The sequence below is a fragment of the Kitasatospora sp. NPDC057940 genome, assembly GCF_042887425.1.
Classification (GTDB): Bacteria; Actinomycetota; Actinomycetes; order Streptomycetales; family Streptomycetaceae; genus Kitasatospora.
In genome coordinates, this window is the sequence record NZ_JBHVPH010000006.1 from 39,238 (window position 1) to 63,042 (window position 23,805).

Below are 23,805 nucleotides of genomic sequence, written 5' to 3' on the forward strand. Positions count from 1 at the left end.
TCCCCCGCCGGGTTTGTTATGGGGGGGTCCCCGCCCGCCGGGTTGAGCGCCGCCCCTGGGCACGGGGGGGGGGCCCCCCCCCGGGCCGCCCGGCCCCGCCACACTCCCCCCGCCCGCGGGCCCGGCCGTTGTCGTTTCCGGGCCCCGGCTGGTGCCCCCTGGGTAAATTGACGATGCGTCAAGTCGATGGGCTGGTGGTCCGGTTCAGAGCCGGTGGGCGGGCAGCCCGTGCTGGGCGGCGGTCAGCAGCTCGTGCATCCGCTGCCCGAAGTCCTCGGTGTCGGCGGCCGGTTCGGGGAAGACCAGGCGGACGTCGCGGTGGCCGTGCGGGTGGTCCAGGCGCAGGACCAGGCCGTGGCGGTCCAGGGCGAGCGGGCGGACCTCCGGGTGCTGGGCGAGCAGGTCCGGGTCGAGCAGCCGGGTGAGGACGGCGAGGGCGTCGGCGTGGTCGTCGGCGAGGTGGGTGAGCATGGCGGCCTCGTAGCGGGCCAGCGGGTCGGGTGAGGCGAGGGCGAGGTCGCCGGCGGTGAGCGCGCCGGTGCCGTACGGGGTGGCGAGGACGGCGTGGGCGACGTCCACGCGCAGGTGGACGCTGAGGCCGTCGTCGGCGAGGTGGGCCAGGTGCAGTCGGCCGGCCAGGGTGAGGCGGGCGCGGATCCGGTCGCGGACGGCGACGGGGGAGATGTCGGTGACGTCCAGGACGACGGCGAGTCCGTCGGTTTCGCGGGCGGCGGCGGTGGCGAGCGGGTCGCCCAGCGGGGCGCGCAGGCGCAGCCGGGAGCCGTGGACGGAGACCGGGGTGTCGAGGTCGTGGTGTTCGCCGCAGGCGCGGACGGTGAGCGAGGAGGTCGCGCTGAGCAGGCTCTGGACGCGCTCGGCGGTGGTGGGTTCGGGCACCTCGGCGTCGCCGGCGGACAGGCTCATGACGGACCTCCAGTTAGTTAGGTGAGCCTAACCTAATCTCCGCTCGGGGGTGTGGCAAGTGGCGCGGTCGGGCGCCCCGGTCGGAGAGGGCGTGAGCGAGGGGGGACGGCGAAGGGCCCGGACGCCTGGTGCGCGTCCGGGCCCCTGCGGTGGTCGGGCTGCTCGGCGTTCTCTCAGGCGACGACGGCCTGGGCGTCGATCTCGACCAGCATCGGCTCCTGCGGCAGCTCGACGAAGATCGTGGTGCGGCAGGGCTTCACGCCGCCGGGCTTGATGTTCTCGTCGATGAACTCGGCGTACACCTCGTTCATCAGCGGGAAGTCCGCCCGCTTGGTGAGGTAGACCCGGAACATCACCACGTCCTCGATGGTGGCCCCGCCGGCCTCGACGATCGCCTTGACGTTCTCCAGCGTGCGCCGGGTCTGCGCCTTCACGTCGCCGTGGTACAGGTACTCGCCGGTCGCCGGGTCCTGCGGGCCCTGGCCGGAGACCTGGAGGATCGGGCCCTTGCGGACGCCCTGGGAGAACATCCAGGCGGGGGCGGGGGCGCCGTCGGTGCGGATCTCGGTCTTGCCGCTGGTCGGGTGCTGCTCGTTCATGGGGTTCCTCACGGTCTGACGGTTGATCAGTTGTGGTCCGGGCGGCCGCAGTCGGCCGAGATGGCGCGGGTGGTGGCGAGCAGCTGCGGGAGGAGGTCCAGCACCTGCTCGTAGGGGAGGACGACGTCCGGCACCGAGATGGACGCGGCGGCGACGACCCGGCCGCTGGCGTCCCGGATCGGGGCGGCCACGCAGTTGATGAACGACTCGTGCTCGGCGTGGTCCTGCGCCCAGCCCTGGACGGCGACCTTCTCCAGCTCGGCGAGCAGCGCCTCGGGCGTGCCGAGGGTGCGCGGGGTGTGCGGGGTGAAGTCGATCCCGGCGGCCACCCGGCGGCGTTCGGGCAGCGGCAGGTCGGCCAGCAGCACCTTGGAGACGGCGGCGCTGTGCAGGGCGGCGCGCAGGCCGATCCGGGAGTACATCCTGACCGGGTGCCGGGAGTCGAACTTGTCGATGTAGACGACCTCGCCGCCCTCGTACGCGGCCAGGTGCACGGTCTGGCCGGTGGTGGCGTTCAGCTCGGCCAGGTGCGGGCCGGCGATCCGGCGGACGCCGCGCTGTTCCAGGGCGAGGCCGGAGAGGGCGAACAGGCCGGCGCCCAGGTGGTAGCGGTAGGCGGCGTCACGGTAGACGAACCGTTCCTCCTCCAGGCTCTGGAGCAGTCGGAGCACGGTCGTCTTGTGGACGCCGAGCACCTCGGCCAGCTGGTCGAGGGAGCGCTCGCCCTCGCCGAGTTCGGCGAGCAGGCGCAGGGCGCGGGTGACGGTCTGGCTCATCGTGCTCCGCCGGGGTCGTTCGGGCTCGGGTTGCTGCTCATTGTGCCCGGGCCCGCCGGGTGTCGCGGGACCGGTCCGGGGGGACGGCCGGGCCGGTGATGCCCTCCACCGAGACCCGGGTGGCGGCCCAGTCGGCGGGCGAGGCGTCGAGCAGCGCGGCCACCACGGCGGCGGGCGGCAGTTCGGCCTGGTCGCCGTGGGCGGTCAGCGCGCAGGCGGCGCTCAGGTGGCCGAGCCGCAGCCGGCGGCGCTGGTCCAGGCCGCGGACGGTGCCGGCCAGGTAGCCGGCGGCGAAGGCGTCGCCCGCGCCGGTGGCCTCGACCACCTCGACGGCCAGGGCCGGTTCGCTCACCGCCGTGCCGTCCCGCTCCAAGGCGGTGACCAGCCGGGCGGCGTCCTTGACCACCAGGGTGGCCGGGGAGGCGAAGCGGCGGCGCAGCGCGGCCGGCTCCCCGGTGCCGAACGCGGCCTCGGCCTCGTCGGCGCCGATCAGCAGCAGGTCGGCGGCGTCCAGCAGCGGCGGCAGGACGGCCGGGTCGCGGTCGTGCCAGAGCGCGGGGCGCCAGTTGAGGTCGAAGCTGACGGTCCGCCCCGGGCGGCGGTCGGCGAGCAGCGCGCGCAGCAGCGCCAGGCAGTCGTCGGAGAGCGCGGCGGTGATGCCGGACAGGTGCAGCAGACGGGCGCCGGACAGCAGCCGGACGGCCGCCGGGTCGGCCAGCATGGCGGGGGAGAGCGCGGCGGCCGCGGAGCCGCGCCGGTGGTAGTGCAGCCGGCTGCGGCCGGGGCCGAGGTCGTGGTGGTGGCCGGTGGCGCCGCCGACCTCCTTGAGGTACAGGCCGGTGGGGCGGTGCGGGTCGACGGCGACCGCCGAGACGTCCACGCCGCGGGCGGCGACCTCGGCGAGCAGCCGGCGGCCGAAGCCGTCGTCGCCGACCCGGCTGATCCAGGCGGTCGGCACGCCGAGCGCGGTCAGCGCGCCGGCCACGTTGGACTCCGCGCCGCCGACCGACAACCGGAAGTTCTCCACCGCCTCCAGCGGGCCCGGCCGGTCCGGCAGCAGCACCGCCATGGACTCGCCCACGCACACGGCCGTCGGGGAAGGACCGGGGCGGGCCGGGCCCGGGGTGTCCTGTCGCGGCATCTGCTGGGCTCCTCCGTCTGCGGCGGCCGTTCCGTTGACCGTGATCCGGCGCCGATGCTAGAACCGTCATGCCAACATGTGCAACCCTCATTGCACATGTTGCAACACGGCAGATGGAGGAAGACGGTGGAGCAGACCTTCGCAAGCATCGGCACCGGGCCGGGCATCGACGACGGCGCGGTGGCGGCCCTCGCCGACGAGACGCTCGACTGGCGGTTCAAAGCCGCCCCGCCGGAGGCTTGGGGGCACTCCGTCCGCGACTGGCTGGCCACCGGACCCACCCTCACCGGGCTCGGCACCCCGCTGCTCACCCTGGACGGCGCCGCGCTCGACCACAACCTCCGCACCATGGCCGACTGGTGCGCCAAGGCCGGGGTCGCGCTCGTGCCGCACGGCAAGACCACCATGGCGCCCGCCCTGTGGCAGGCGCAGCTCGCCGCCGGCAGCCACGGCATCACCCTCGCCAACCTGCCGCAGGTGCGCGTCGCCCGGGCCTTCGGAGTCGAGCGGATCCTGCTCGCCAACACCCTGCTCGACCCGGCCGGACTGGCCTGGCTCGCCGCCGAACTGGCCGCCGACCCGGCGTTCGCCTTCGTCTCCTGGGTGGACTCCACCGAGAGCGTCCGGCTGATGGACGAGGCGCTGCGCGCCGCCGGGGCCCAGCGGCCCGTCGAGGTCCTGGTCGAACTCGGCGGCCCCGGCGGGCGCACCGGCGCCCGCGGCGTGGACGCGGCCGTCGAGATCGCCGCCGCCGTGCTGCGCGCCCCCACCCTGCGCCTCGCGGGCGTCGGCGGCTACGAGGGCGCGCTCGCCCACGACGCCACCGCCGACGGACTGGCCACCGTCCGCGGCTACCTCAAGGCACTCGCCGACCTGCACGGCCGGCTCGCCCGCGCCTACCCGGACGACGCCATGCCGATCGTGACGGCCGGCGGCAGCGCCTACTTCGACCTGGTCGTCGAGGAACTCGCAGGCCTGCCGGAAGCCCTCGTGGTCCTGCGCTCGGGCGCGTACATCGCCCACGACGACGGCTTCTACCGGGGCATCTCGCCGCTGGTCCGGGGCGCCGGCAGCACGCCGTTCCACAGCGCGCTGCACGGCTGGGCCCGGGTGGTGTCCCGGCCCGAGCCGCAACTGGCCCTGCTGGACGCCGGCAAGCGCGACCTGCCCTTCGACGAGGGCCTGCCCGAGCCGCAACGCGTGCGCGGCGGCGCCGAGTTGACCGGCACCGCGGCCCGGATCACCGCACTCAACGACCAGCACGCCTTCCTGCGCGACGCGGGCGACCTCGCCCCGATCGGCGCGGTGCTGCGGCTCGGGGTCTCCCACCCGTGCACGGCCTTCGACAAGTGGACCGCGATCCCGGTGCTCGACTCCGCCGACGCGGCCGAGCCGAAGGTCACCGGGCTGGTCAGGACGTTCTTCTGATGGCGGGCGGCAGAGCGCCCGACACCGTCTTCCGGGGCGCCACCGTCGTCGACGGCACCGGCGCGGACCGCTACCGGGCGGACGTGCGGATCGCCGACGGGCTGATCACCGGGATCGGCCCCGGCCTCGACGCGCCGACGGTGGTGGACGCCGACGGGCTCGTCCTCGCCCCCGGCTTCATCGACATGCACGCCCACTCCGACCTCGCCCTGCTGCTCGAACCCGAGCACCCGGCCAAGGTCACCCAGGGCGTCACCTGCGAGGTCCTCGGCCAGGACGGCCTGTCCTACGCCCCGGTGGACGACGCCACCCTGCCCGCGCTGCGCCGCCAACTGGCGGGCTGGAACGGCGATCCGGAGGGCTTCGACTGGGACTGGCGCGGCGTCGCCGGCTACCTGGACCGGATCGACCGCACCGGCGTCGCCGTCAACGCCTGCTACCTCGTCCCGCACGGCTCGCTGCGGATGCTCGCCATGGGCTGGGCCAACCGGCCGCCCACCCCGGCCGAACTCGACCGGATGCGCCAGGAGTTGGCGCAGGGCCTGCTGGACGGCGCGGTCGGCATGTCCAGCGGTCTCAGCTACACCCCCGGGATGTACGCGGACACCGCCGAGCTGGTCGAGCTGTGCACCGTCGTCGCGGCCTACGGCGGCTTCCACGCCCCGCACCAACGCTCCTACGGCGAGGGCGCGTTGGAGGGCTACGCGGAAATGGTGGAGATCGCCCGGCGGACCGGCTGCGCGCTGCACCTGACCCACGCCACGATGAACTTCGGCGTCAACCGGGGCCGGGCCGGCGAACTGCTGGAACTGGTCGACCAGGCGCTCTCCGACGGCGTCGACCTCACCCTGGACAGCTACCCCTACCTGCCGGGCTCCACCACCCTGGCCGCCCTGCTGCCCAGTTGGGCCACCGAGGGCGGTCCGGCGGCGACACTCACCCGGCTCGCCGACCCGGCCGCCCGCGAGCGGATCCGGTACGAGGTGGAGGAGAAGGGCAGCGACGGCTGCCACGGCGTCGTCACCGACTGGGAGACGATCCAGATCTCCGGCGTCCGGACGCCCGAGCTGGCACGGGCGGTCGGCCGGACCGTCGCCGAACTCGCCGCCGAGCGGGGCCACAGCGGGACGGAGGTCTTCCTCGACCTGCTGCGCCGCGACGAACTGGCCACCACGATCCTCCAGCACGTCGGGCACGAGGAGAACGTCCGGGCGATCATGCGCCACCCGGCGCACACCGTCGGCAGCGACGGACTGCTGGTCGGCGCCCGGCCGCACCCGCGCGCCTGGGGCACCTTCCCCCGCTACCTCGGCCACTACAGCCGGGAGTTGGGCGTGCTGACACTGGAGGAGGCCGTCGCCCGGATGACCGGTCGGCCCGCCGCCCGGCTCGGGCTGCACCGGCGCGGCCTGATCGCCCCCGGCCACCACGCCGACCTGGTGCTCCTCGACCCCGAGAAGGTCCGGGACGCCGCCACCTTCGAGCACCCCCGGCTGCCCGCCGAGGGCGTCCAGCACGTGTACGTCAACGGCACCGCCGTCGTCCGGCAGGGCCGCACCACGGGCGCCCGGCCCGGGCGCGCCCTGCGCCGCACCGACCGAGGAACCAGATCCCTGTGAATCCCCCCTCCGTGAACCCCCTCGCCGACCTGCGGGACGACCCGGTGATCGCCGTGGTCCGCGCGCCCCGCATCCCGGACGCGTCCGCGCTGTGCGCCGCGCTCGCCGAAGGCGGCATCAACTGGACCGAATTCACCTACACCACACCGGAGGTGACGACGCACCTGCGGCGTGCCGCGGACGCGGGCTGGCGGGTCGGCGTGGGCACCGTGCTGACCGCCGAGCAGGCCGAGCGCGGGGTCGCGAGCGGGGCGTCCTTCCTGGTCACCCCCGGCTGCCGGCCCGAGGTCGCGCAGGCCGCCCGGGCCGCCGGGGTGCCGGTGGTGCTCGGGGCGCTCACCCCGACCGAGGTGGCCCGGGCGGTGGACCTCGGGGCCGCCGCCGTGAAGATCTTCCCGGCCCGGGCGTTCGGCCCCGGCTACTTCAAGGACCTGCGCGGTCCGTACCCGGACGTCCCGCTGGTGGCCTCCGGCGGGGTGAACGCGGGCAACGCCGCCGACTTCCTGGCGCACGGCGCGCTCGCGGTCTGCGCGGGCACGGACGTGGTGCCGCCGGACGTGGTCGCGGCGGGGGACTGGGCGGAGATCACCCGGCGGGCCCGGGCGTTCACCGCGGCGTGCGCGGTGGCACGGGCCTGAGGGGCCGGCGGGGGGGGGGGGCGGGGTGCCGGGGCGGTCGGTCGGCGAGTTGTCGGGACGGCTGTCGGCGGGGCTGTCGGCGGGCTGTCGGCGCGGCCGGGGATGGGCGAGAATCGTGCTCCCCAGCCCCAACCTCAGCCCTGGCCCCGGCCCCAGCCCCGGCCCCGGCCCCCGGATCCGGCAGGAGGACCCGCCCCATGACCTCGCCCCGCCCCGGCCCCGACTGGCTGGCCGACGCCGTCCTGTACCAGATCTACCCGCAGAGCTTCGCGGACTCCGACGGCGACGGCATCGGCGACTTCGCCGGCATCGCCGCGCACCTCGACCACCTCGCCTGGCTCGGCGTCGACACCGTCTGGCTCAACCCCTGCTTCGCCTCCCCGTTCCGCGACGCCGGCTACGACGTCTCCGACTACCTCGCCCCGGCCCCGCGCTACGGCGCCACCGAGGACCTGGTCGCGCTGGTCGAGGCCGCCCGCCGCAAAGGCATCCGGATCCTGCTCGACCTGGTCGCCGGCCACACCTCCGACCGCCACCCCTGGTTCCTGGCCGCCGCCGAGGACCCGTCCGACCACCGGTACATCTGGTCCGACCAACGGGTGGACGGCTTCGTCGCCTCGCCCGGCAGCCGCCCCGGCTGGTACCGGCCGAACTTCTTCGACTGTCAGCCCGCGCTCAACTTCGGCTACGCGCGCCCGAGTTCCGAGGAGCCCTGGCGCCAGCCGGTGGACGCCGAGGGCCCGCGCGCCAACCGGGCGGCCCTGCGCGACATCATGGCGCACTGGCTCGGCCTCGGCCTGGCCGGCTTCCGGGTCGACATGGCCTCCTCGCTGGTCAAGGACGACCCGGGCCTGGCGGAGACCGCCAAGCTGTGGACCGGGCTGCGGGACTGGCTGGACCGCGCCCACCCGCAGGCCGCGCTGTTCGCCGAGTGGGGCGATCCGGCGGCCGCCGTCGCGGCGGGCTTCCACGCGGACTTCTTCCTGCAGTTCGGCGGCGCCGACCACGGCCTGGCGTTGCGATCGCTGTGGAACAACGGCGCCGGCACGGTCGAGGAGTTCTGGCAGCAGGGCCCGTGCTACTTCGAGGCCGAGGGGCGCGGCACCCCGCAGGTGTTCCTGGACGCCTGGCGCGCCGCCGCCGAGGCGACCGAGGGCATCGGCCACATCGCCCTGCCCACCGCCAACCACGACTTCTCCCGGCTGGCCACCGGCCCGCGCACCGACGGGCAACTGGCCGCCGCCTTCGCCTTCCTGCTCACCTGGCCCACCCTGCCGGCCGTCTACTACGGCGACGAGATCGGTATGCGCTACCTGCCCGGACTGCCCGACGTCGAAGGCAGCGTGCTCGGCCCGCGGTACAACCGGGCCGGCTCACGGACCCCGATGCAGTGGGAGCCCGGGCCGGCGGCGGGCTTCTCCGGCGCGCCGCCCGAGCGCCTCTACCTGCCCGTCGACCCGGACCCGCGGCGCCCGGACGTGCTCTCCCAGCGGGCCGATCCGACCTCGCTGCTGCACGCCGTCCGGCGGCTGATCGCGCTGCGCCGGGCGCATCCGGGGCTGGGCGCCTCCGGCGGGGTGGAGGTCCGGCACGCCGGGTACCCGCTGGTGTACACCCGGGCCGGACGGTACCTGGTGGCAGTGAACCCGCGCCGGGAGCCGGGGGCGGTGCGGCTGGAGCACGGCGGGGTGCGCCCGCTGGAGGTGCGGGGCGTGCGGGTGGCGGACGGGGAACTGCGGGCGGACGGCTTCTCGTACGGCGTGTTCGAGCTGTCCTGAGCGCTCGGCCGTGTTCCCGGCCGGGGCGGCCGGCTTTCGATCGGCGTCGGATAGTTGTAAGCTACATCCAAGATGGTTGCATTTACCACCTGATGTGGCGGCGCGTCCCGACGCCCCTCATGGTTGCATTTGCCACCCGTCTTGACTCGACGCCATCGGAGGACGGTACGAACGCCATGAGCACACCCCAGACCCCTGCCGCAGCGCCCACCCTGGGGCACTCGCTCAAGCACCTCGCCGTCCACCTCATCACCCCGCTGCTGATGTGCCTCGGCATGGCGCTCGCCTACCAGGGCGCCTTCCACCAGCCCGAGCCGCACCACCTGAAGGTCGCCGTGGTCGGCACCACCCCGCAGGCGCAGGGCCTGGCGCAGGCGATCCAGGCCAAGGCCGGGGCGGCGGTCGACGTCCGCACCCTGCCCGACCGGGCGGCCGCCGAGCAGCAGCTGCGCGACCGCGACCTGGTGGGGGCCTTCCTCCCGGACGCCAGGAGCCCCGAACTGCTCGTCGCCAAGGGGAACTCGGACACCTCGGCGGTGGCCGCCACGGCGGTGTTCAGCAACGTCACCGACCGGCAGGGCGTGCCGCTGCACGTCACCGACCTCACCACCCCGGCCGAGGGCGACCCGACCGGCCAGGGCCTGTTCTTCCTGCTGGTCGCGCTGAGCATCGGCTCCTACGCCAGCGTCGCCGTGATCGGCGCGGCCGGCGCCGGGCTGAGCATGCGGATCCGGGCGCTGGTCGGCGTGGCGGTGTCGCTGGTGGTGAGCGTGATCGGGATCGTCACCGCCGGACCGGTCTTCCACGTGGTCGACCACGACCTGGCCGCGGTGTGGGCGCTCGGCTGGCTCTACTCGGCGGGCGTCGTCCTGATCGGCATCGGCCTGCACAGCTTCCTGAAGAAGTGGACCACCCTGGCCCTGATGGTGCTGTTCGTGATGCTGAACTTCACCAGCTCCGGCGGCGTCTTCCGACCCGAGCTGCAGAACGGCTTCTTCGGCGCGCTGCACGGCTTCTGGACCGGCGCCGGCTTCCTGGAGGGCGCGCGCAGCATCCTGTACTTCGACGGCGGCGCGGGCCTCGGCGGGCACGTCGTGACCCTGGTGGTCTGGCTGCTGCTGGGCGGGGCCGCGCTGGTGGCCGCCGCGCTCCACGAGGGGCGCGGGCGCCGGGCGGCGTCGAGCCCGGTGGAGGCCGAGGAGGAGGAGGTGGCGGAGGCGGTCGCGGTCTGACCCGCACCGCACGCGAGTGCTTCACCCGCCGCTGAGGGCATCGGCACCGGGTGGGGACCGGAGGCCCGCGCCCGGCTCTGGACAAGCCGGACGCGGGCCGGTTTCGCGGCTCCGGTTCCGTGGCTCAGGCTCCGTGGCTCAGGCTCTGTGACTCAGGCTCTGTGATTCCGGGTTCCGTGGCTCCGGGCTCACGACTCCGCGTTCATGACTCCGGGGTCCTGGCGCGCATCAGGGGTGCCCGTCGTCCGGGACGCGGTCGAGGGCGGCGGCGGGGATTCCTCCAAAGGTGAGGGTCATCGGGCGTCCCCGGCGGGGGCCGTCGCGTCGCCGGACGGGGCGTCGCCGCGCAGGTGCGGGCGGGCCAGCAGCAGGTAGAGCCCGCCGGCCGCCAGCACTGCCACGGCCGAGAGCAGCACGAGGTAGTCGTCGTACCAGGCGGCGTCCGGGGTGCGGCCCCAGCAGATGTTGACGATCGCGGCGAGCCCGTACACCAGCGCGCCAATGTTCACCGCCAGGCCCCAGCGGCCGAGCCGGAAGTCCCCGCTCGGGCGCCAGCCGCGCAGCCGGGCGCGCAGGGCGGCCAGCACCACCATCTGGAAGGCCAGGTAGATGCCGATGCTGGAGAAGGAGATGATCTTCGTCAGGGCGCCCTCGGAGAGTGCCGAGGCGCCGACGATGATCACGCCCGGCACTGCCGCGGCGAGCAGCAGCGCGTACGGCGGCACGCGCAGGCGGTCCGAGACGGTGGCGAGCAGTCGGCTGCCCACGATCATCCGGTCCCGGGCGAAGGAGTACGCCAGCCGGCTCGCCGCCGCCTGGAGGCTCAGCACGCAGGACAGGAAGGAGATCAGCACCACGCCGATCACCACCCGGGCGCCGGTGGCGCCGAACGCGTCGTGCAGCACCGAGGCCACCGGGTCCTTGTCGTCGCCGGAGACCACCGCGCCGATGTCCTGGATCGACATCACCAGCGCCAGGCTGACGCCGATCGCCGCCGCGCCGCCGACGTACAGGGTGCGCCGCATCGACTTGGGGATCTGTCGACCGGGGTTCGGCACCTCCTCGGCGACGTCGCCGCACGCCTCGAAGCCGAAGAAGAGGAAGACCGCGATCAGCCCGGCGGCCAGGAAGGCGTCGGTGTACGAGCCGCCGTCGCCCGCGCCGAAGCGGTCGAAGACCACGCCGAGCCCGTGGTAGCGGTGGGTCAGCAGCAGCCAGGCGCCGACCGCCAGGGCGCCCAGCAGCTCGGCGGCGAAGCCGAACACGGCCGCCGCGGACAGCACCTTGGTGCCGCCCAGGTTGATCACGGTGGCGAGCAGCAGCAGGCCGAGCGCGCACCAGACGGTCGTCGCGGTGCTCGGTTCGACGCCCAGCAGCGCGGCCACGTACGGGCCGGCGCCGTAGGAGACCGCGGCGATGGTGGACATCAGCGCCAGCAGGTACACCCAGCCGGTCAGCCAGCCCCAGGTGCGTCCCCAGAGCCGGCGCGACCACGGGTACACCCCGCCCGCCACCGGGAACTGGGCGACCACCTCGCTGAACACCAGTGCCACCAGCAACTGGCCGACCCCGGCGATCAGGAAGCTCCACACCATCGGCGGGCCGGCGGTCGCGAGGGAGGAGGCGAAGAGTGTGTACACGCCGACGACCGGGGAGAGGTAGGTGAAGCCGAGGGAGAAGTTCGCCCAGAGGCTCATGTCGCGTTTGAACTCGGAGGCGTAGCCGAGGGCGGCCAGTCGTGCGGCGTCGGCGTCGGCATCGGCGCCGGTGTCGGTGTCGGTGTTGGGGCCCTGAGGGGGGAGGGGGCCGGTCGGGGAGGTGGCACGTGCGCTGGCATCGGTCATGACCTGCTCCTGCTCCTGGGAACGTGGCGTGACGCGTGAGGGGTTACCGGGGTTGGTGCTTCGGACCGGGATCGCGGGAAAACATACGAGATCGGGTTTCTAGCGGCAAGGGTGCGTGCCCGACCGGGAGGTACCCTGCCGGGAGCACCCAGTCCGACGGTGATCGAGGAGAGGGTCGGCGTGGCGACGATCGGGAGCGCGACCCCGCTGCTCAGCGCCGTCCTCGCGCCGCTGGCCGACCTCGGCCGCGCCGATGCCGTGGCCCGCCGGATCACCGAGGCGATCGCCCTCGGCCTGGTCGCCGACGGGGATCAACTGCCCAGCGAGAACGACCTCGCCGACCAGCTCGGCGTCGCCAACGGCACCGTCCGCGAGGCGCTCGCCCTGCTCCGCGAGGCCGACCTGATCGAGACCCGGCGCGGTCGCAACGGCGGCAGCTTCGTCCGCACCCCCGCCGAGGGCTCCGAACGCCTCCAACTCGCCCGGCTGCGCGACCTCGCGACCGTCGACCTGCGCGACCTCGGCGACGAGGAACTGGCCGTCTCCGGCACCGCCGCCCGGCTCGCCGCCGAACGCGCCCCCGCCGACCTCGCACCCCGGCTCACCCGGCTGGTGCACGACCTGCGTGACGCCGCCGGGCCCGCCGAGCGGCGCCGCGCCGACGCCCGCTTCCACATCGAACTCGCCGTCGCCGCCCAGTCCGTGCGCCTCACCCGGCTCGCCGTCCGGCTCCAGGCCGAACTCGGGCCGCTGCTCTGGCTGCCCGCACCGTACGGCCCCGACCAGGAGCGGTTCGCCGAGCAGCACCGGGAGATCCTGGTCGCCGTCCTGGCCGGCGACGCGGCCGGGGCCCGGGCCGCCGCCGAGGCGCACATCGTCGCCTGCGTGCACCACCTGGTGCGGGGGCACCTCCAGCTGGCGGACGAACGGCTGACGGGCGACGGGTGACGGCTGACGGACGAACGGGTGACGGGTGACGGGTGACCGGAGGACCGGTGGTGGAGGCCGTCGGCGGACCGGGAGGTGGTCCGGATATGACCTGCACTCCTGGATGTATCAGCCCCGCTTCGGTGCGGGCGGCCGGGTGAAGCAGCAGTCGCCGCAGACCCCGGCGCCCGGACCCACCCGGTAGTACAGGCAGCAGCTGGTCCGCCGGAAGGCGGCGGCGCGCGGGCCGGTCCGCAGTGTCCCGGTACCGGCCAGCGGCGGGCGCGCGAGCAGCTCCGCGACCAACGCCCTTGCGGGGCCCGGTGCGTGGGCGTCCAGGACCCGCAGGGTGCCGGCCAGGGCGGAGGCGGCGTTGCCCGTCAGCAGCCGGGCGGAGAGCGGGACGGCGGACCGCACCGCCGCCGCCAGCGGCTCCAACTGGCCCACCAGGACGGCCTCGTACAGCTGGTCGGCGAGCGGGAGCGAAGTGGGGGACGGAGCGGGGAGCGGGGGCTCCGGCGGCGTCCAGAGGTCGAGCGGCCCCTGATCCGGGATCCGCACCCAGGCGTGCTCCAGCGTCGGGACCGTACCCAGCAGGACGGCCGCCCCGAGGCCCACCGACCAGAACCGGGCGGCCAGTCCGAGGTGCAGGATCGACGCGGCGACCCGGGGCTCGGCGGTGCCGAGCCGCTGCGCCACCACCCGGATCCGCCGGGCCAGCGGCGCGTCCGGCCCGGTGCCGTAGAGCTCGGGCAGCGGCCGGAAGCCCGGGGGCGGGCCCGCGCCGGGCGTGGCGGGGGTGTCGAGCGCGAAGTACGGGCCGACGGTGGCGAGTCGGCCGTAGTCGGGGCGGCGGGCGTTCCCGGTGCCGTCGGCGGGGCGGTCGACGGGCATCGGGCGGGCCTCCAGGGCGTTCAGGCGTTCAGGCGTTCAGGCGTTCGGTGCGTTCGGTGCGTTCGGTGTGTCCGGGCGCGCGGAGGAACGGTACCGCGCCCGGTCGGGGTGGCGGGGGTGAGCGCGCCACCCCGACGGGCTCGGCCGGGGTCAGCGTCCCCGGCCGCCGCCGCGGGCGCCGCGCGGGCGGGTGAGGGTGAAGCGGTCGACGGGGACGAGGTCTCCGTACGGACCGCTGACCGAGTAGTACGTGACGTCGATGGTGGTCCGGCCGCCGCGCTCGCCCGGGTCGACCTCGAAGGCGGCGAAGCCGTACGGGTTGTCGGCGTCGCGGAAGGCGGACCAGGGGGCGTCCTCGATCACGTACTGCGGGGGCCGCTTGCCGGTGGCCGGGTCGACGGCGCCGACGCCGGTGATGACGCGGGCCTTGGCGGGCTCGAAGAAGAGGCCGTTGGAGGGGGCGGAGGTGCCGCCGCCGCCGATCACCATGTGAACGGTGCCCCGGGTGGTGTCGATCGTCCGGGTGTCGGTGGCGACCGGGATGGGGGTGCGGGTGTCGGTCTGCTGCTGGCCGCGGATCGGGTGCGAGCGCTCGTAGTGGTGCTCGTGGCCGCAGACCACCAGGTCGACGCCGTACTTGTCGAACAGCGGCACCCAGGTCTCGCGGATGCCGAGGTCGGCGCCGTTGAACTTGTCGGCGGTGGAGATGACGACCTGGTGCATGCAGACCACGATCCAGTCGATCTCGGGGTTCGCGTTGGCGGCGGCCAACTCCCGCTCCAGCCAGCGCTGCTGGGCGCCGCCGGAGTAGCCGTGGACGTAGGAGTCGCCGGCGTCCTGGTAGGCGACGTCGTCGTTGTTGAGGCTGATGACGCGGACCGCGCCGGCGGTGAACGCGTACCAGAGGCCGTGCAGTTCGTCGTCGGAGCCGGACGGGGGGAGGTCGAAGTAGGCCTGGTAGGCGCCGTAGCCGGTCGGGCCGTTGCCGCGCTCGTTCTCGTGGTTGCCGGCGGCGGGCATCCAGGGGCGGTGGCGGGCGGAGCGGGTGTTGTTCTCGAACCAGTCGGACCAGGTGCGGACCCGGTCGGTGGCGAGGTTGGCGTAGCAGAGGTCCCCGTTGACGAGGTGGAACAGCGGGGCGATCCGCTCGACTCCGGCGGTGGTGTCGCCGGCGGCGGGGCTGCCCAGGTTGTCGTTGGCGTAGCCGTTCGCGGTCTTCTTGCCGAGGGTGGGGGTGCCCTGGTCGCCGAAGCTGGTGAAGGTGAAGGCGGCCCGCCCGCGCGGGGCGGTGCGGACGGTGCCGAACTCCGGGGTGGCACCGTCGTGGACGGCGGCGTACACGTAGTCCGTGTCGGGGTGCAGGCCGCTCAGCCGGGCGTGGTGGATCTGGACCTCGGTGCCGGACTTGGCGTCCCGGTAGGTGCTGGTGTCGGCCTGCACGCTGCGGCCCAGGCCGCCGTGCGAAGTGCCGTACCGGACACGGGGGTTGCCGACCGAGGCGGTGGTGTGCCAGGAGACCACGACCTCGCGCGAGGCGTCCGAGCCGAACTGGAGGTGCAGCCCGGCGACGCGCGGGGCGCCGGAGCGGTCCGGCCGCTTCAGCAGCAGCGGGGAGGCGGCGGCGGGCGTGGCCGCGATGCCGGAGAGGGAGACGGCGCCGCCGAGACCGAGACCGGTGGCACCGGCCAGGATCCCGCGCCGGCTGACGGGCGGATGTCCACTGGAAGCGTTCATGGCCGCCAGCCTCACCGGGCGTCGGTGAACCGCGCCGGAGCCACGACGTGAACTTCCCGCCCGCAGGGCCGCATGGGCGGCGGACGGGGACAGCCGGGGTCGGCATCGCCGTCCACGCCTGGGAGATGGGCTACCCGGTGCCGCAGTGACGGGTGCCGCGGCGGCGGGCCCCGCGGTCACGGGCGCCGCAGTGACGGGTCTTGCCGAGAGGGCCCTGTCGCGACGGACGCGTCCACGGAGCCGAGGGGGCGCTCCGTGGACGCGGGGAACCTACGAGGCGGGGGTGGCCTCCGGACATCGTGTCCTCCGGCCGGCAGTTCGATCGTCGACCGAGGTAGTACCAGTGGCAGACCCTGATCCGTCTCGATCTGTCACCACTGCCTCCTGCGGTCGAACTCCTTCAGCTGCCTCGCAGGTCCATCTCCCATCATGCGCTTCCCACGCCGTGTGCACCAGGGGTCAACCGCCTGAAATCGGACGGATTTCGCAAGTCGGGAGATTCGGTGAGATTCGGTGCGGTGCTACGGCTTCGGCCAGCCGTCGACGAAGGAGAGCGTGCGGTGGTACGGCCCGTCGGGCCCGGTGCTGCGGTAGTCCTCGGTGCTGGTGCCGGTGCGGACGGTGGAGTCGCCGTCGTGGCGGCGGGCGGTGGGGCGCAGGGTGTGGTCGACGGTCGAACGCTCGGTGACGTGGCCGCCGGTGGCCGCGGTGGTCTCGCGGTGGTAGCCGAGGTCCATGGCGGTCCGCTGGTCGGTGTTGCCGGCGGCGTCGTGGGTGACGCGGTAGGTGACGTCCAGCGGTTCGCCCTCGCGCACGGTGGTGGTGCGGTGCGGGCCGCCGCCCCAGGTGGCGGTGGTGCGGGTGAGGTCGGTGCGGTTGTGCAGGGCCACGTCGTTGCCGCTGTCGCGCAGCTGCTGGGCGGAGCGGAAGGCGAGGTCGTCGCGGACCTCGGTGGTGATCCGGCCGTGCGAGGTCTGGACCCAGCCGCGGGCGAGGTCGTGCCGGCCGGCGGTGACGGTCCAGTCGCCGCTGCCGCCGCCGTGGTCGGTGAGCCGGGTGTCGACGGCGGCCTCGGGGGCGACCCGGTGATCGGTGAGCTGCCCGGTGGTGCGGGCGGCGCCGTGGTCGACGTCGGCGAAGAGGTTGACCTGGCCGGTCCAGGTGTCGTTGTTCTGCGCCTCGCTGGCGTTCACCGCGATGCCGACGGTGTGCGGGCGGCCGTCGAGCAGCAGCCCGACGTAGGGGGTGAGGTCGAGCCGGTAGGCGGGCAGGTCGAAGGCGAAGACGCCGGGGACGGGCCGCCAGAGCAGCGGGTCCCACCCGCCGGTGTAGATGACGGGGTAGGGCCAGACCGCGCCGGCCGTCCGCCCGTCGACGGTGAGCCGCAGTTCGCGGAACGGGCCCTTGCCGCAGGAGCCGAGGCCGGGGTTGGCGCTGACGAAGGCGTCGGGCGCGGAGGCGTAGGCGAACTCCTCGCAGGCGCCGCCGCCCCGGGTGTAGACCTCGGCGGTGAGGCGTTCGAGGTTCTGCGGGAAGGTGAGTTCGCGGGCGGCGGCGGGGGCGGCCTGGGTGAGCGCGAACGGCCCGGTGGTGAGCAGGCGGTCGGCGGCGCGGGCGGCGGGCCAGCGGTCGTTCGCGGTGTAGAAGGTGACACTGGCGCTGATGGTGAAGACGCCGGTGTAGGTGGCGTCGGTGACGTTGGCGAGGTCGAGGGAGAACGGCTGCGGTCCGGCGGCGAACAGCGGGGCGTAGCGGGTGAGATCGCGCTCCAGTTTCCATTCGATGCCGTCCTTGGACGGCTCGGGGGTGGAGGAGAGCAGCACCTGGACGCCGCCGACGCGGGCGCTGAAGATGCGGTCGAACTGCCGCCCGGCGACCTGCCCGTGGAGGTCCAGGACCACCGCGGACCAGGGCCCGGCGCAGTCGGCGGGCGGGGTGAGGGTGGTGGTGTACGGGGTGTCGGGCGGGTTGCCGTACCCGTTGCGGAACTGCTGGTCGTGCATCACCTCGACGGTGCAGGAGCGGGTGTCGGGGCGGGTGAGCGGCCGGGTGGCGGTGACCGGGTCGTGGTAGTCGGTGCCGAAGTCGGCGTGGGCGGGGGCGGCGGCGGTGAGGGTGCCGGCGAGGGTCAGGGCGGCGGCGCCGAGGAGGCGGGCGGCGCGGCGAAGCAGCGGGCGGACGGCCAAGGCTGGTCCCCAGGGGTCGGGCGGCCGGCGGGCGCTGCCGCGGGCCGGGTGGGCGGTCCGGGCATCCTTTCGGCGGTGGCATGCCAGCGTCAAGGATTCACCCGGGGGGGGACACTTGGGGTGCGCCTGGCCTCGCGGGCCCGGTAAGGGCCTAGTCGACCTCCAGGGCCGCCGCCTCCTGCCGGATCAGGTCGCGCAGGGTGGCCAGCCGGGGCCGGCGGTCGTCCAGTCGCCACTGCATCTCCAGCGGCAGGGTGGCCCGGCCGTCCAGCCGGACGGTGGCCACGTCCTCGGTGAGGTGGCCGGTCATCGAGCCGGGCACCAGCGAGAACGCGCGGTTGCGGGCGAGCAGGTAGAGCCGGGAACCGACGATCCGCGGCGGGCTGACCAGCACCGGCGGGTCGACGCCGTGGTCCGAGCACAGGCCGAGCACGTGGTCGTAGTAGCGCGGGTGCTGCTCGCGCGGCCACAGCAGCAGCGGCAGGTCGCGCAGTTCGCCGAGGCGCACGCTCGTCCGGCCGGCCAGCGGGTGGTCCCGGCCGAGGGCGATCCGCACCGGCTCGTCGGCGATCCGCTCCAGCCGGTAGCCGGCCACCTCGTCGAGGAAGCGGCCGAGGCCGATGTCGGCGAGTTCGGCGGCCACCGCGGTGGAGACCTGGCCGGTGTCGACGGCGACCTCGGCGGTGGTGAGCGCGGGCAGCTCCTGTTCGGCGCGGCTGACCACGGCGGGAAGCAGCCGGTTCACCACGCTGGGGGAGGCGACGATCCGGGCCGTCCCCAGCCGGGACTCCTCGTGCAGCCGCACCCGGGCCAGCAGCGTCTCGGCCTGCCCGAGCAGCCGGGCGCTCTCGGCGGCCATCACCTCGCCGGCCTCGGTCAGCGCCACCGAGCGGCGGCTGCGGTCGAACAGCTCGACACCGACGGTCCGTTCCAGCCGGGCGACCTCCTGGCTGACCGTCGGCTGGGAGATGTGCAGCCGTTCGGCGGCTCGTCCGAAGTGCAGCGTCTCGGCGACGGTGAGGAAGACCTCGAGCTGACGCAAGGTGAAGCCCATGGCCCAAGCCTAAGCCAACTCATAGGTCTGAGCCTATGGAAAGCCCCAGGACTCATTCTGGATTCCGATGCGAACCGTCCATACGCTGAGCGACACGTTGCCCCACCGCAGTGGCATCTCAGAGAGAGATCCGACCATGACCGGACTGCCCCCCAGCACCCCCGAAGCCCCCGGCTCCGCGCCGGCCACCCGTTCCGCGCGGGCCATCCACGTCTCCGAGGAGGTCGCGCAGGCCGTGGCCGACGGCCGGCCCGTGGTCGCGCTGGAATCGACCATCTTCACCCACGGCCTGCCGCGCCCCCGCAACCTGGCCGTCGCGCTGGAGGCCGAGCGACAGCTGCGCGAGGCGGGCGTCGTCCCGGCGACCATCGGCGTGCACGCGGGCGTGCCCACGGTCGGTCTGAGCACCGAGCAGATCACCGAACTGTCCGCGACGGACGGCCTGGACAAGGTGAGCCTGCGCGACCTGCCGGTGGTCGCCGCGCTCGGCCGCCACGGCGGCACCACCGTCGCCGCCACCGCCTTCCTCGCCCACCGGGCGGGCATCCGGGTGTTCTCCACCGGCGGCCTCGGCGGCGTCCACTTCGGCGCCTCCGAGAGCTTCGACGAGTCGGCCGACATGACCACCCTGGCCGCCACACCGGTCACCGTGATCAGCGCGGGCGTCAAGTCGATCCTCGACATCCGGGCCACCCTGGAGCGCTTCGAGACCTTCAACATCCCGGTCATCGGCTACCGCACCCGCAAGTACCCCGGCTTCTACGTCACCGACTCCGGCCACGAGATCAACTTCAGCGTCGAGTCGCCCGAGGAGGCCGCGCGGCTCATCGAGGCCCGCGACCGCCTCGCCCTGCCGCAGGCCGTCCTGATCGCCAACCCGGTGGACCCCGCCAAGCAGCTGCCGCCGGAGGAGCTCGACGGCATCCTGGAGCGCGCCTGGGCCGAGGCCGAGCGCCAGGGCGTCACCGGCAACGCCTCCACGCCCTTCCTGCTCGACCACATCCAGCGCGACACCCAGGGCCGCAGCCTGGAGGTCAACGTCGAGGTCTACCGGGGCAACGTCCGGCTCGGCGGCCAGATCGCGACCGCGCTGGCGGCCGCCGCCCGCAGCGGGGCCTGACCCGTGCTGGGGGTGCTCGGCGACCTCGTCGAGGACATCGTCGTCTGGGTCGACGGCCCGCTGCGGCACGGCACCGACTCCAGCGCCCAGGTCTTCCGGCGGCGCGGCGGCAGCGCGGCGAACGTCGCGAGCTTCGCCGCCGGTCAGTACCCGGCCCGGTTCATCGGCTGCGTCGGCGCCGACCCGGTCGGGGACGGCATCGTCGCCGAACTGACCGGGCACGGCGTGGACGTACGGGTCGCCCGGCGCGGCCAGACCGGCAGCATCGTGGTCCTGATCGACCGGACCGGCGAACGGACCATGCTGCCCGACCGCGGCGCGGCCAAGCTGCTGGACCGGGTGCCGGACGAGTGGCTGGCCGGCCTGACCCACCTGCACGTGCCCGCCTACTCCTTCGACGGCGATCCGGTCGGCCGCTCCGCGGTGGACGCGTTGGCGCGGGTCCGGCGGGCGGGCGGCACCACCTCGGTGGACGCCTCCTCGACCGGCATGCTGGAGCAGTACGGGCGGGAGCGCTTCCTCGCCCTGCTGGCCGAGTTGGCGCCGACCTTCGTGTTCGCCAACCGGTCCGAGGCGGAGTACCTGGGCCTGCTGGTGGGCGGGCTGCCGGGGCCGGAGCGGGCCCGGCTGGCGACCACCACCGTGGTCACCAAGGCGGGCGCCGAGGCGACCACCGTCGACGTGCCCGGGGAGGCGCCGTTCACGGTGCCCGTGCCGCCGGTGAGCGAGGTGCGCGACCTCACCGGGGCGGGGGACGCCTTCGCGGCGGGGTTCCTGGCCGGGTTCCTGGAGGGCGGCGACCTGCACCTGGCCGCCGGCCTCGGGCACCGCAGCGCGGCCCGGGTGCTGGCCACGCCGGGGGCCTCGTTCGCGGAGCGGTGACCTCGGGGAGGCGGCGGGGCGGGCTCGGGGCGGTGTCGAGGTGACCTCGCGGTGGGCGGCCCCGTGCGCGGGGGCCGCCCACCGGGTGCCCGGCGGGCGGCTCAGCGCAGCGCGTCCTTGCGGAGGAAACGCTTCAGCCGCTGCCAGGGCCAGGTGTTGATCACGTCCTCGGCGGTGAGCCAGCCGCGCTGCGCCGTACCGATGCCGAAGCGCGGGTAGGCGAGCTGCCCGGTGGCGTGGGCGTCGCTGTCGATCGCGAAGCGGACACCGTGCCGCTTCGCCCGCAGGACGTCCTCGTCGCGCAGGTCGAGCCGCTGCGGGGAACTGTTGATCTCGATCGCGGTGCCGGTGCGCGCGGCGGCCGCGAACACCGCGTCCAGGTCGACGTCGATCGGGCCGCGGCGGCCGATCCTCCGGGTGGTGAGGTGGCCGATGACGTGCACGTGCGGATTCTCGCAGGCGCGGATCAGCCGGCGGGTCTGGGCGGCCCGGTCGGCGGTGAAGTGCGAGTGCACGGAGGCCACGCAGACGTCGAAGCCGGCCAGGAACCCGGGCGGCCAGTCCACCCCGCCGTCCGGGCCGATGTTCAGCTCGGTGCCGTGCAGGAGGCGCAGCTTCCGGTGGCGGTCGGCGAGTCGGCGCAGCCGCTCGCGCTGGGCGAGCATCTTCTCGTCCGTCATCCGCTGCATCACCAGGTCCGGCGCGTGGTCGGTGACGGCGTAGTAGGAGTAGCCGCGGGCGGCCGCGGCGTCGATCATCTCCTCCAGGGTGGCCAGGCCGTCGGTCAGGTCGGTGTGCGTGTGCAGGTCGCCGCGCAGGTCCGCCTCCTGGACCAGATCGGGGAGTTCACCGCGCAGGGCGGCCTCGATCTCGCCCCGGTCCTCGCGCAGCGGCGGTGCGATCCACGGCAGGCCGAGTGCCGCGTACACCTCGTCCTCGGTCGCGGACGCCACCTTGGCGCCGTCCGCGTCCACGCTGCCCGCGCCCTCGCCGTCCGCTTCCTCGCCGTCCGATCCCTCGGTGGAGGTCCGGAACAGGCCGTACTCCGAGAGCTTCAGCCCGGCCCGGACGGCCATCGTGCGCAGCCGGATGTTGTGCGCCTTCGATCCGGTGAAGTAGACGAGTGCCGCGCCCCAGTCCTCCTCCGGGACGACCCGCAGGTCCACCTGCACGCCCCCGGTGGTGCGCACCGAGGTCTTGGTCGGACCGCTCGCGATCACCTCGGCCACGTACGGGAGTCCGGTGAGCGCGGCCATCAGCGGGGCGGAGTCGGCGGCCGTCGCCAGCACGTCGACGTCGCCGACCGTCTCGCGTATCCGGCGCAGCGACCCCGCGTACGCGCAGCGGGTGCAGCCGGGCACGGCGGACAGCGCGGCGACGAGCTGCTCGGCCAGTTCGGTGGCCGCGTCGAGCAGCGTGCGGCCGCCGGAGCGCCGCAGCAACTCGATGCCGTGCAGGATCTTCTCGCCGCTGCGCTCGCCGAAGCCCGCCACGCCGGACAGCCGGTCGGAGCGGACCGCCTCGGCCAGGTCGTCGACGGAGGCGATGCCCAGGTCGCGGTAGAGGGCGAGGGCGCGCTTGGGGCCGACACCGGGCACGGCCGTCATCTCCCGGACACCGGAAGGGACTTCGGCGCGCAGGGCCTCCAGGGCGGTGATCCGCCCGGTGGTGAGGTACTCGGCGACCTTCTCGGCGGTGGACTTCCCGACGCCGGGGATCTGCTGCAGGCCCTTGGCGTCCAGGCCGGCGACGTCCTCGGAGTGGCCGCCCACCGCGCGGGCGGCCTTCTCGTAGGCCCGCGCCCGGAAGGCGTCCCCGCCGGTGATGTTGATCAGGTCGGCGTACTCCTGGAGCAGCTCCCGCACCTGGTCGTTGAGCCGGGGCATGGGGCCAGTCTAGGAGGGTCTCCGGGCTCCGGCCCGGGCTCCGGCCCGGGCGGCGGACCTCCGGGCGGGCGAAGGGAGTTCGTGAGGCCCGGCCCGGGGTCGGCGGCGCCGCGTCGCGGGCCCGCGGCGGGCCGGAGGCCGGGCCTGCCCCGCCGGTCGGCCGGTGCCACACCCGCCGACCGGCGGGGGTGGTGCCCGGTTCGCATCCCGGAGCCGGATTGTCACCCGAACGAGTGAGGTGCAGGCTGACAGCAGGGCCTGGGAAGCGGCCCGCGCCGGTCGGCCGCGGCACTGATGACGGCCGCCGGCGATGCGCGAGGGGCAGGGCAATGGCAAGCGGGAAGCTCTGGGGCTATGTCGCATCGGGGGCCAGGGCGCTCGGCGCCCTCGGCGGTCCGGGCGGCCCCGGCCGTACGGGCGGGGTCGGCGGCGCGGTGGCGGGTGAGGAACCGGGAGCGTTGCGACCGGGCGAGATGGCCGGGCCCCGGGCGCTGTCCCGGCCGGAACTGGAGCGCGTCGAGTGGACCGGCCGGCAGGCCGGCTGCGAGCCGCAGGCGCGGCACGTCCAGGTGGGCGAGGTGGTCCGCAAGGTGGTGCGCGGCGGCGGCCGGGCGGCGGCGGTGACGACCCGGCTGGCGCCGGGGCTGCCGGTGGTGGCCGCGGACGCCCGGCGGCTGGAGGCCGCGCTCGCGGGCCTGGTCGACCACGCGATCCGGCGCAACCCGCCCGGCGGGCGGGTGCTGGTCCGCGCCGAGGTGGCGGGCGGGCCCGGCCCGGCCGCGACGGCCCTGCGGGCGGCCGGGTTGAGCGGGGCGGCGCGACCGCGCGGGCGGGTGGAGATCCGGGTGGCCGACCGGGGGTCGTCCGAGCTGCCCGGGGCGCGGGAGTGGCTGCTCGCGGGCGCCCGCGCCGACGGGCCGGTCGGGCCGGCCGTGCACAGCCTGGTGCTGGCGGCTGGCGGGCGGCTGGCGGTGGAGGCCACCCCCGGCGGCGGGTTGACGGTGGTGCTGCTGCTGGGGGTCGCGCACGACTGACGGAAGGCCGGCGGACGGTCGGCGCGCGTCCCTTCGCGGCCCTGGTGCTCACCGCAAAGACTTCTTCGCAAAAAACCCTTTGCAAAGATGTCTTTGCGGTTCTACGCTC

General features: G+C 74.7%; 19 protein-coding genes. 9 read left to right on the forward strand and 10 right to left on the reverse strand.

Annotated elements, in window-relative coordinates:
- Positions 1-204: 204 nt before the first annotated feature.
- The 4 genes from ACFVTF_RS12310 to ACFVTF_RS12325 all read right to left on the reverse strand — a co-directional run bounded on the left by ACFVTF_RS12310 (position 205) and on the right by ACFVTF_RS12325 (position 3,440).
- Positions 205-924 carry a DUF2470 domain-containing protein gene (locus ACFVTF_RS12310; RefSeq protein ID WP_387812630.1) on the reverse strand — a complete coding sequence of 240 codons (720 nt, stop codon included), beginning with the start codon at positions 922-924 and terminating at the stop codon, positions 205-207.
- A gap of 173 nt (positions 925-1,097) precedes the next feature.
- Entirely contained in the window at positions 1,098-1,523 is a 426-nt protein-coding gene (locus tag ACFVTF_RS12315) for a RidA family protein (protein ID WP_371521326.1), read from the reverse strand.
- Positions 1,524-1,549: 26 nt separating this feature from the next.
- On the reverse strand, positions 1,550-2,299 hold the full coding sequence (locus ACFVTF_RS12320) for an IclR family transcriptional regulator (RefSeq protein WP_371521328.1): 750 nt from the start codon (positions 2,297-2,299) through the stop codon (positions 1,550-1,552).
- Positions 2,300-2,336: 37 nt separating this feature from the next.
- Positions 2,337-3,440, reverse strand: coding sequence for a sugar kinase (locus tag ACFVTF_RS12325; protein WP_387812635.1), 1,104 nt, complete (start codon positions 3,438-3,440; stop codon positions 2,337-2,339).
- Between the two features lie 126 nt (positions 3,441-3,566).
- Between ACFVTF_RS12325 and ACFVTF_RS12330 the strand changes: the two genes are divergently transcribed.
- The 5 genes from ACFVTF_RS12330 (at position 3,567) to ACFVTF_RS12350 (ending at position 10,135) form a co-directional block, all read left to right on the forward strand.
- Entirely contained in the window at positions 3,567-4,868 is a 1,302-nt protein-coding gene (locus tag ACFVTF_RS12330; protein WP_371521332.1) for an amino acid deaminase, read from the forward strand.
- The gene (locus ACFVTF_RS12335) at positions 4,868-6,487 is read left to right on the forward strand and encodes an amidohydrolase family protein (protein WP_387812638.1); all 1,620 of its coding nucleotides are present in this window, start codon (positions 4,868-4,870) and stop codon (positions 6,485-6,487) included. Before ACFVTF_RS12330 ends, ACFVTF_RS12335 begins: the two co-directional genes overlap by 1 nt.
- Positions 6,484-7,125 (forward strand): bifunctional 4-hydroxy-2-oxoglutarate aldolase/2-dehydro-3-deoxy-phosphogluconate aldolase, encoded by a 642-nt coding sequence (locus ACFVTF_RS12340; RefSeq protein WP_387812641.1) that lies wholly within the window; start codon positions 6,484-6,486, stop codon positions 7,123-7,125. Before ACFVTF_RS12335 ends, ACFVTF_RS12340 begins: the two co-directional genes overlap by 4 nt.
- 197 nt (positions 7,126-7,322) lie before the next feature.
- A complete protein-coding gene (locus ACFVTF_RS12345; protein WP_387812643.1) occupies positions 7,323-8,903 on the forward strand; it encodes an alpha-amylase family glycosyl hydrolase in 1,581 nt (526 codons plus the stop codon).
- A gap of 176 nt (positions 8,904-9,079) precedes the next feature.
- Positions 9,080-10,135, forward strand: coding sequence for a hypothetical protein (locus ACFVTF_RS12350; RefSeq protein ID WP_387812646.1), 1,056 nt, complete (start codon positions 9,080-9,082; stop codon positions 10,133-10,135).
- 293 nt (positions 10,136-10,428) lie between these two features.
- Here ACFVTF_RS12350 and ACFVTF_RS12355 read toward each other — a convergent pair whose 3' ends face one another.
- Positions 10,429-11,979 carry an APC family permease gene (locus ACFVTF_RS12355; RefSeq protein ID WP_387812648.1) on the reverse strand — a complete coding sequence of 517 codons (1,551 nt, stop codon included), beginning with the start codon at positions 11,977-11,979 and terminating at the stop codon, positions 10,429-10,431.
- Positions 11,980-12,159: 180 nt separating this feature from the next.
- On the opposite strand from ACFVTF_RS12355, the gene ACFVTF_RS12360 reads away from it, so the two are divergent.
- Complete coding sequence (locus ACFVTF_RS12360) at positions 12,160-12,927, forward strand: FadR/GntR family transcriptional regulator (RefSeq protein WP_387812651.1); 768 nt, start codon at positions 12,160-12,162, stop codon at positions 12,925-12,927.
- A 108-nt stretch (positions 12,928-13,035) separates the two neighbouring features.
- On the opposite strand, the gene ACFVTF_RS12365 is transcribed toward ACFVTF_RS12360, so the two are convergent.
- From ACFVTF_RS12365 to ACFVTF_RS12380, 4 genes are all read right to left on the reverse strand, one after another.
- On the reverse strand, positions 13,036-13,800 hold the full coding sequence (locus ACFVTF_RS12365) for a (2Fe-2S)-binding protein (RefSeq protein WP_387812654.1): 765 nt from the start codon (positions 13,798-13,800) through the stop codon (positions 13,036-13,038).
- 150 nt (positions 13,801-13,950) lie between these two features.
- Entirely contained in the window at positions 13,951-15,534 is a 1,584-nt protein-coding gene (locus ACFVTF_RS12370; protein WP_387812657.1) for a purple acid phosphatase family protein, read from the reverse strand.
- Between the two features lie 521 nt (positions 15,535-16,055).
- Positions 16,056-17,720, reverse strand: a complete 1,665-nt coding sequence (locus ACFVTF_RS12375) for a peptide-N4-asparagine amidase (RefSeq protein WP_387812660.1) — start codon at positions 17,718-17,720, stop codon at positions 16,056-16,058.
- 151 nt (positions 17,721-17,871) lie between these two features.
- The gene (locus ACFVTF_RS12380; RefSeq protein WP_387812663.1) at positions 17,872-18,774 is read right to left on the reverse strand and encodes a LysR family transcriptional regulator; all 903 of its coding nucleotides are present in this window, start codon (positions 18,772-18,774) and stop codon (positions 17,872-17,874) included.
- Between the two features lie 136 nt (positions 18,775-18,910).
- Here ACFVTF_RS12380 and ACFVTF_RS12385 point away from each other — a divergent pair, with 136 nt between their 5' ends.
- Together ACFVTF_RS12385 and ACFVTF_RS12390 are read left to right on the forward strand one after the other, a co-directional pair.
- On the forward strand, positions 18,911-19,894 hold the full coding sequence (locus ACFVTF_RS12385; protein ID WP_371521360.1) for a pseudouridine-5'-phosphate glycosidase: 984 nt from the start codon (positions 18,911-18,913) through the stop codon (positions 19,892-19,894).
- 3 nt (positions 19,895-19,897) lie between these two features.
- On the forward strand, positions 19,898-20,776 hold the full coding sequence (locus ACFVTF_RS12390; protein WP_387812666.1) for a carbohydrate kinase family protein: 879 nt from the start codon (positions 19,898-19,900) through the stop codon (positions 20,774-20,776).
- 101 nt (positions 20,777-20,877) lie between these two features.
- Here the strand turns inward: ACFVTF_RS12390 and polX are convergent, their stop codons facing one another.
- Positions 20,878-22,662 carry a DNA polymerase/3'-5' exonuclease PolX gene (gene polX, locus ACFVTF_RS12395; protein ID WP_387812668.1) on the reverse strand — a complete coding sequence of 595 codons (1,785 nt, stop codon included), beginning with the start codon at positions 22,660-22,662 and terminating at the stop codon, positions 20,878-20,880.
- A gap of 329 nt (positions 22,663-22,991) precedes the next feature.
- Here polX and ACFVTF_RS12400 point away from each other — a divergent pair, with 329 nt between their 5' ends.
- A complete protein-coding gene (locus tag ACFVTF_RS12400) occupies positions 22,992-23,696 on the forward strand; it encodes a hypothetical protein (RefSeq protein WP_387812671.1) in 705 nt (234 codons plus the stop codon).
- Positions 23,697-23,805: the final 109 nt, after the last annotated feature.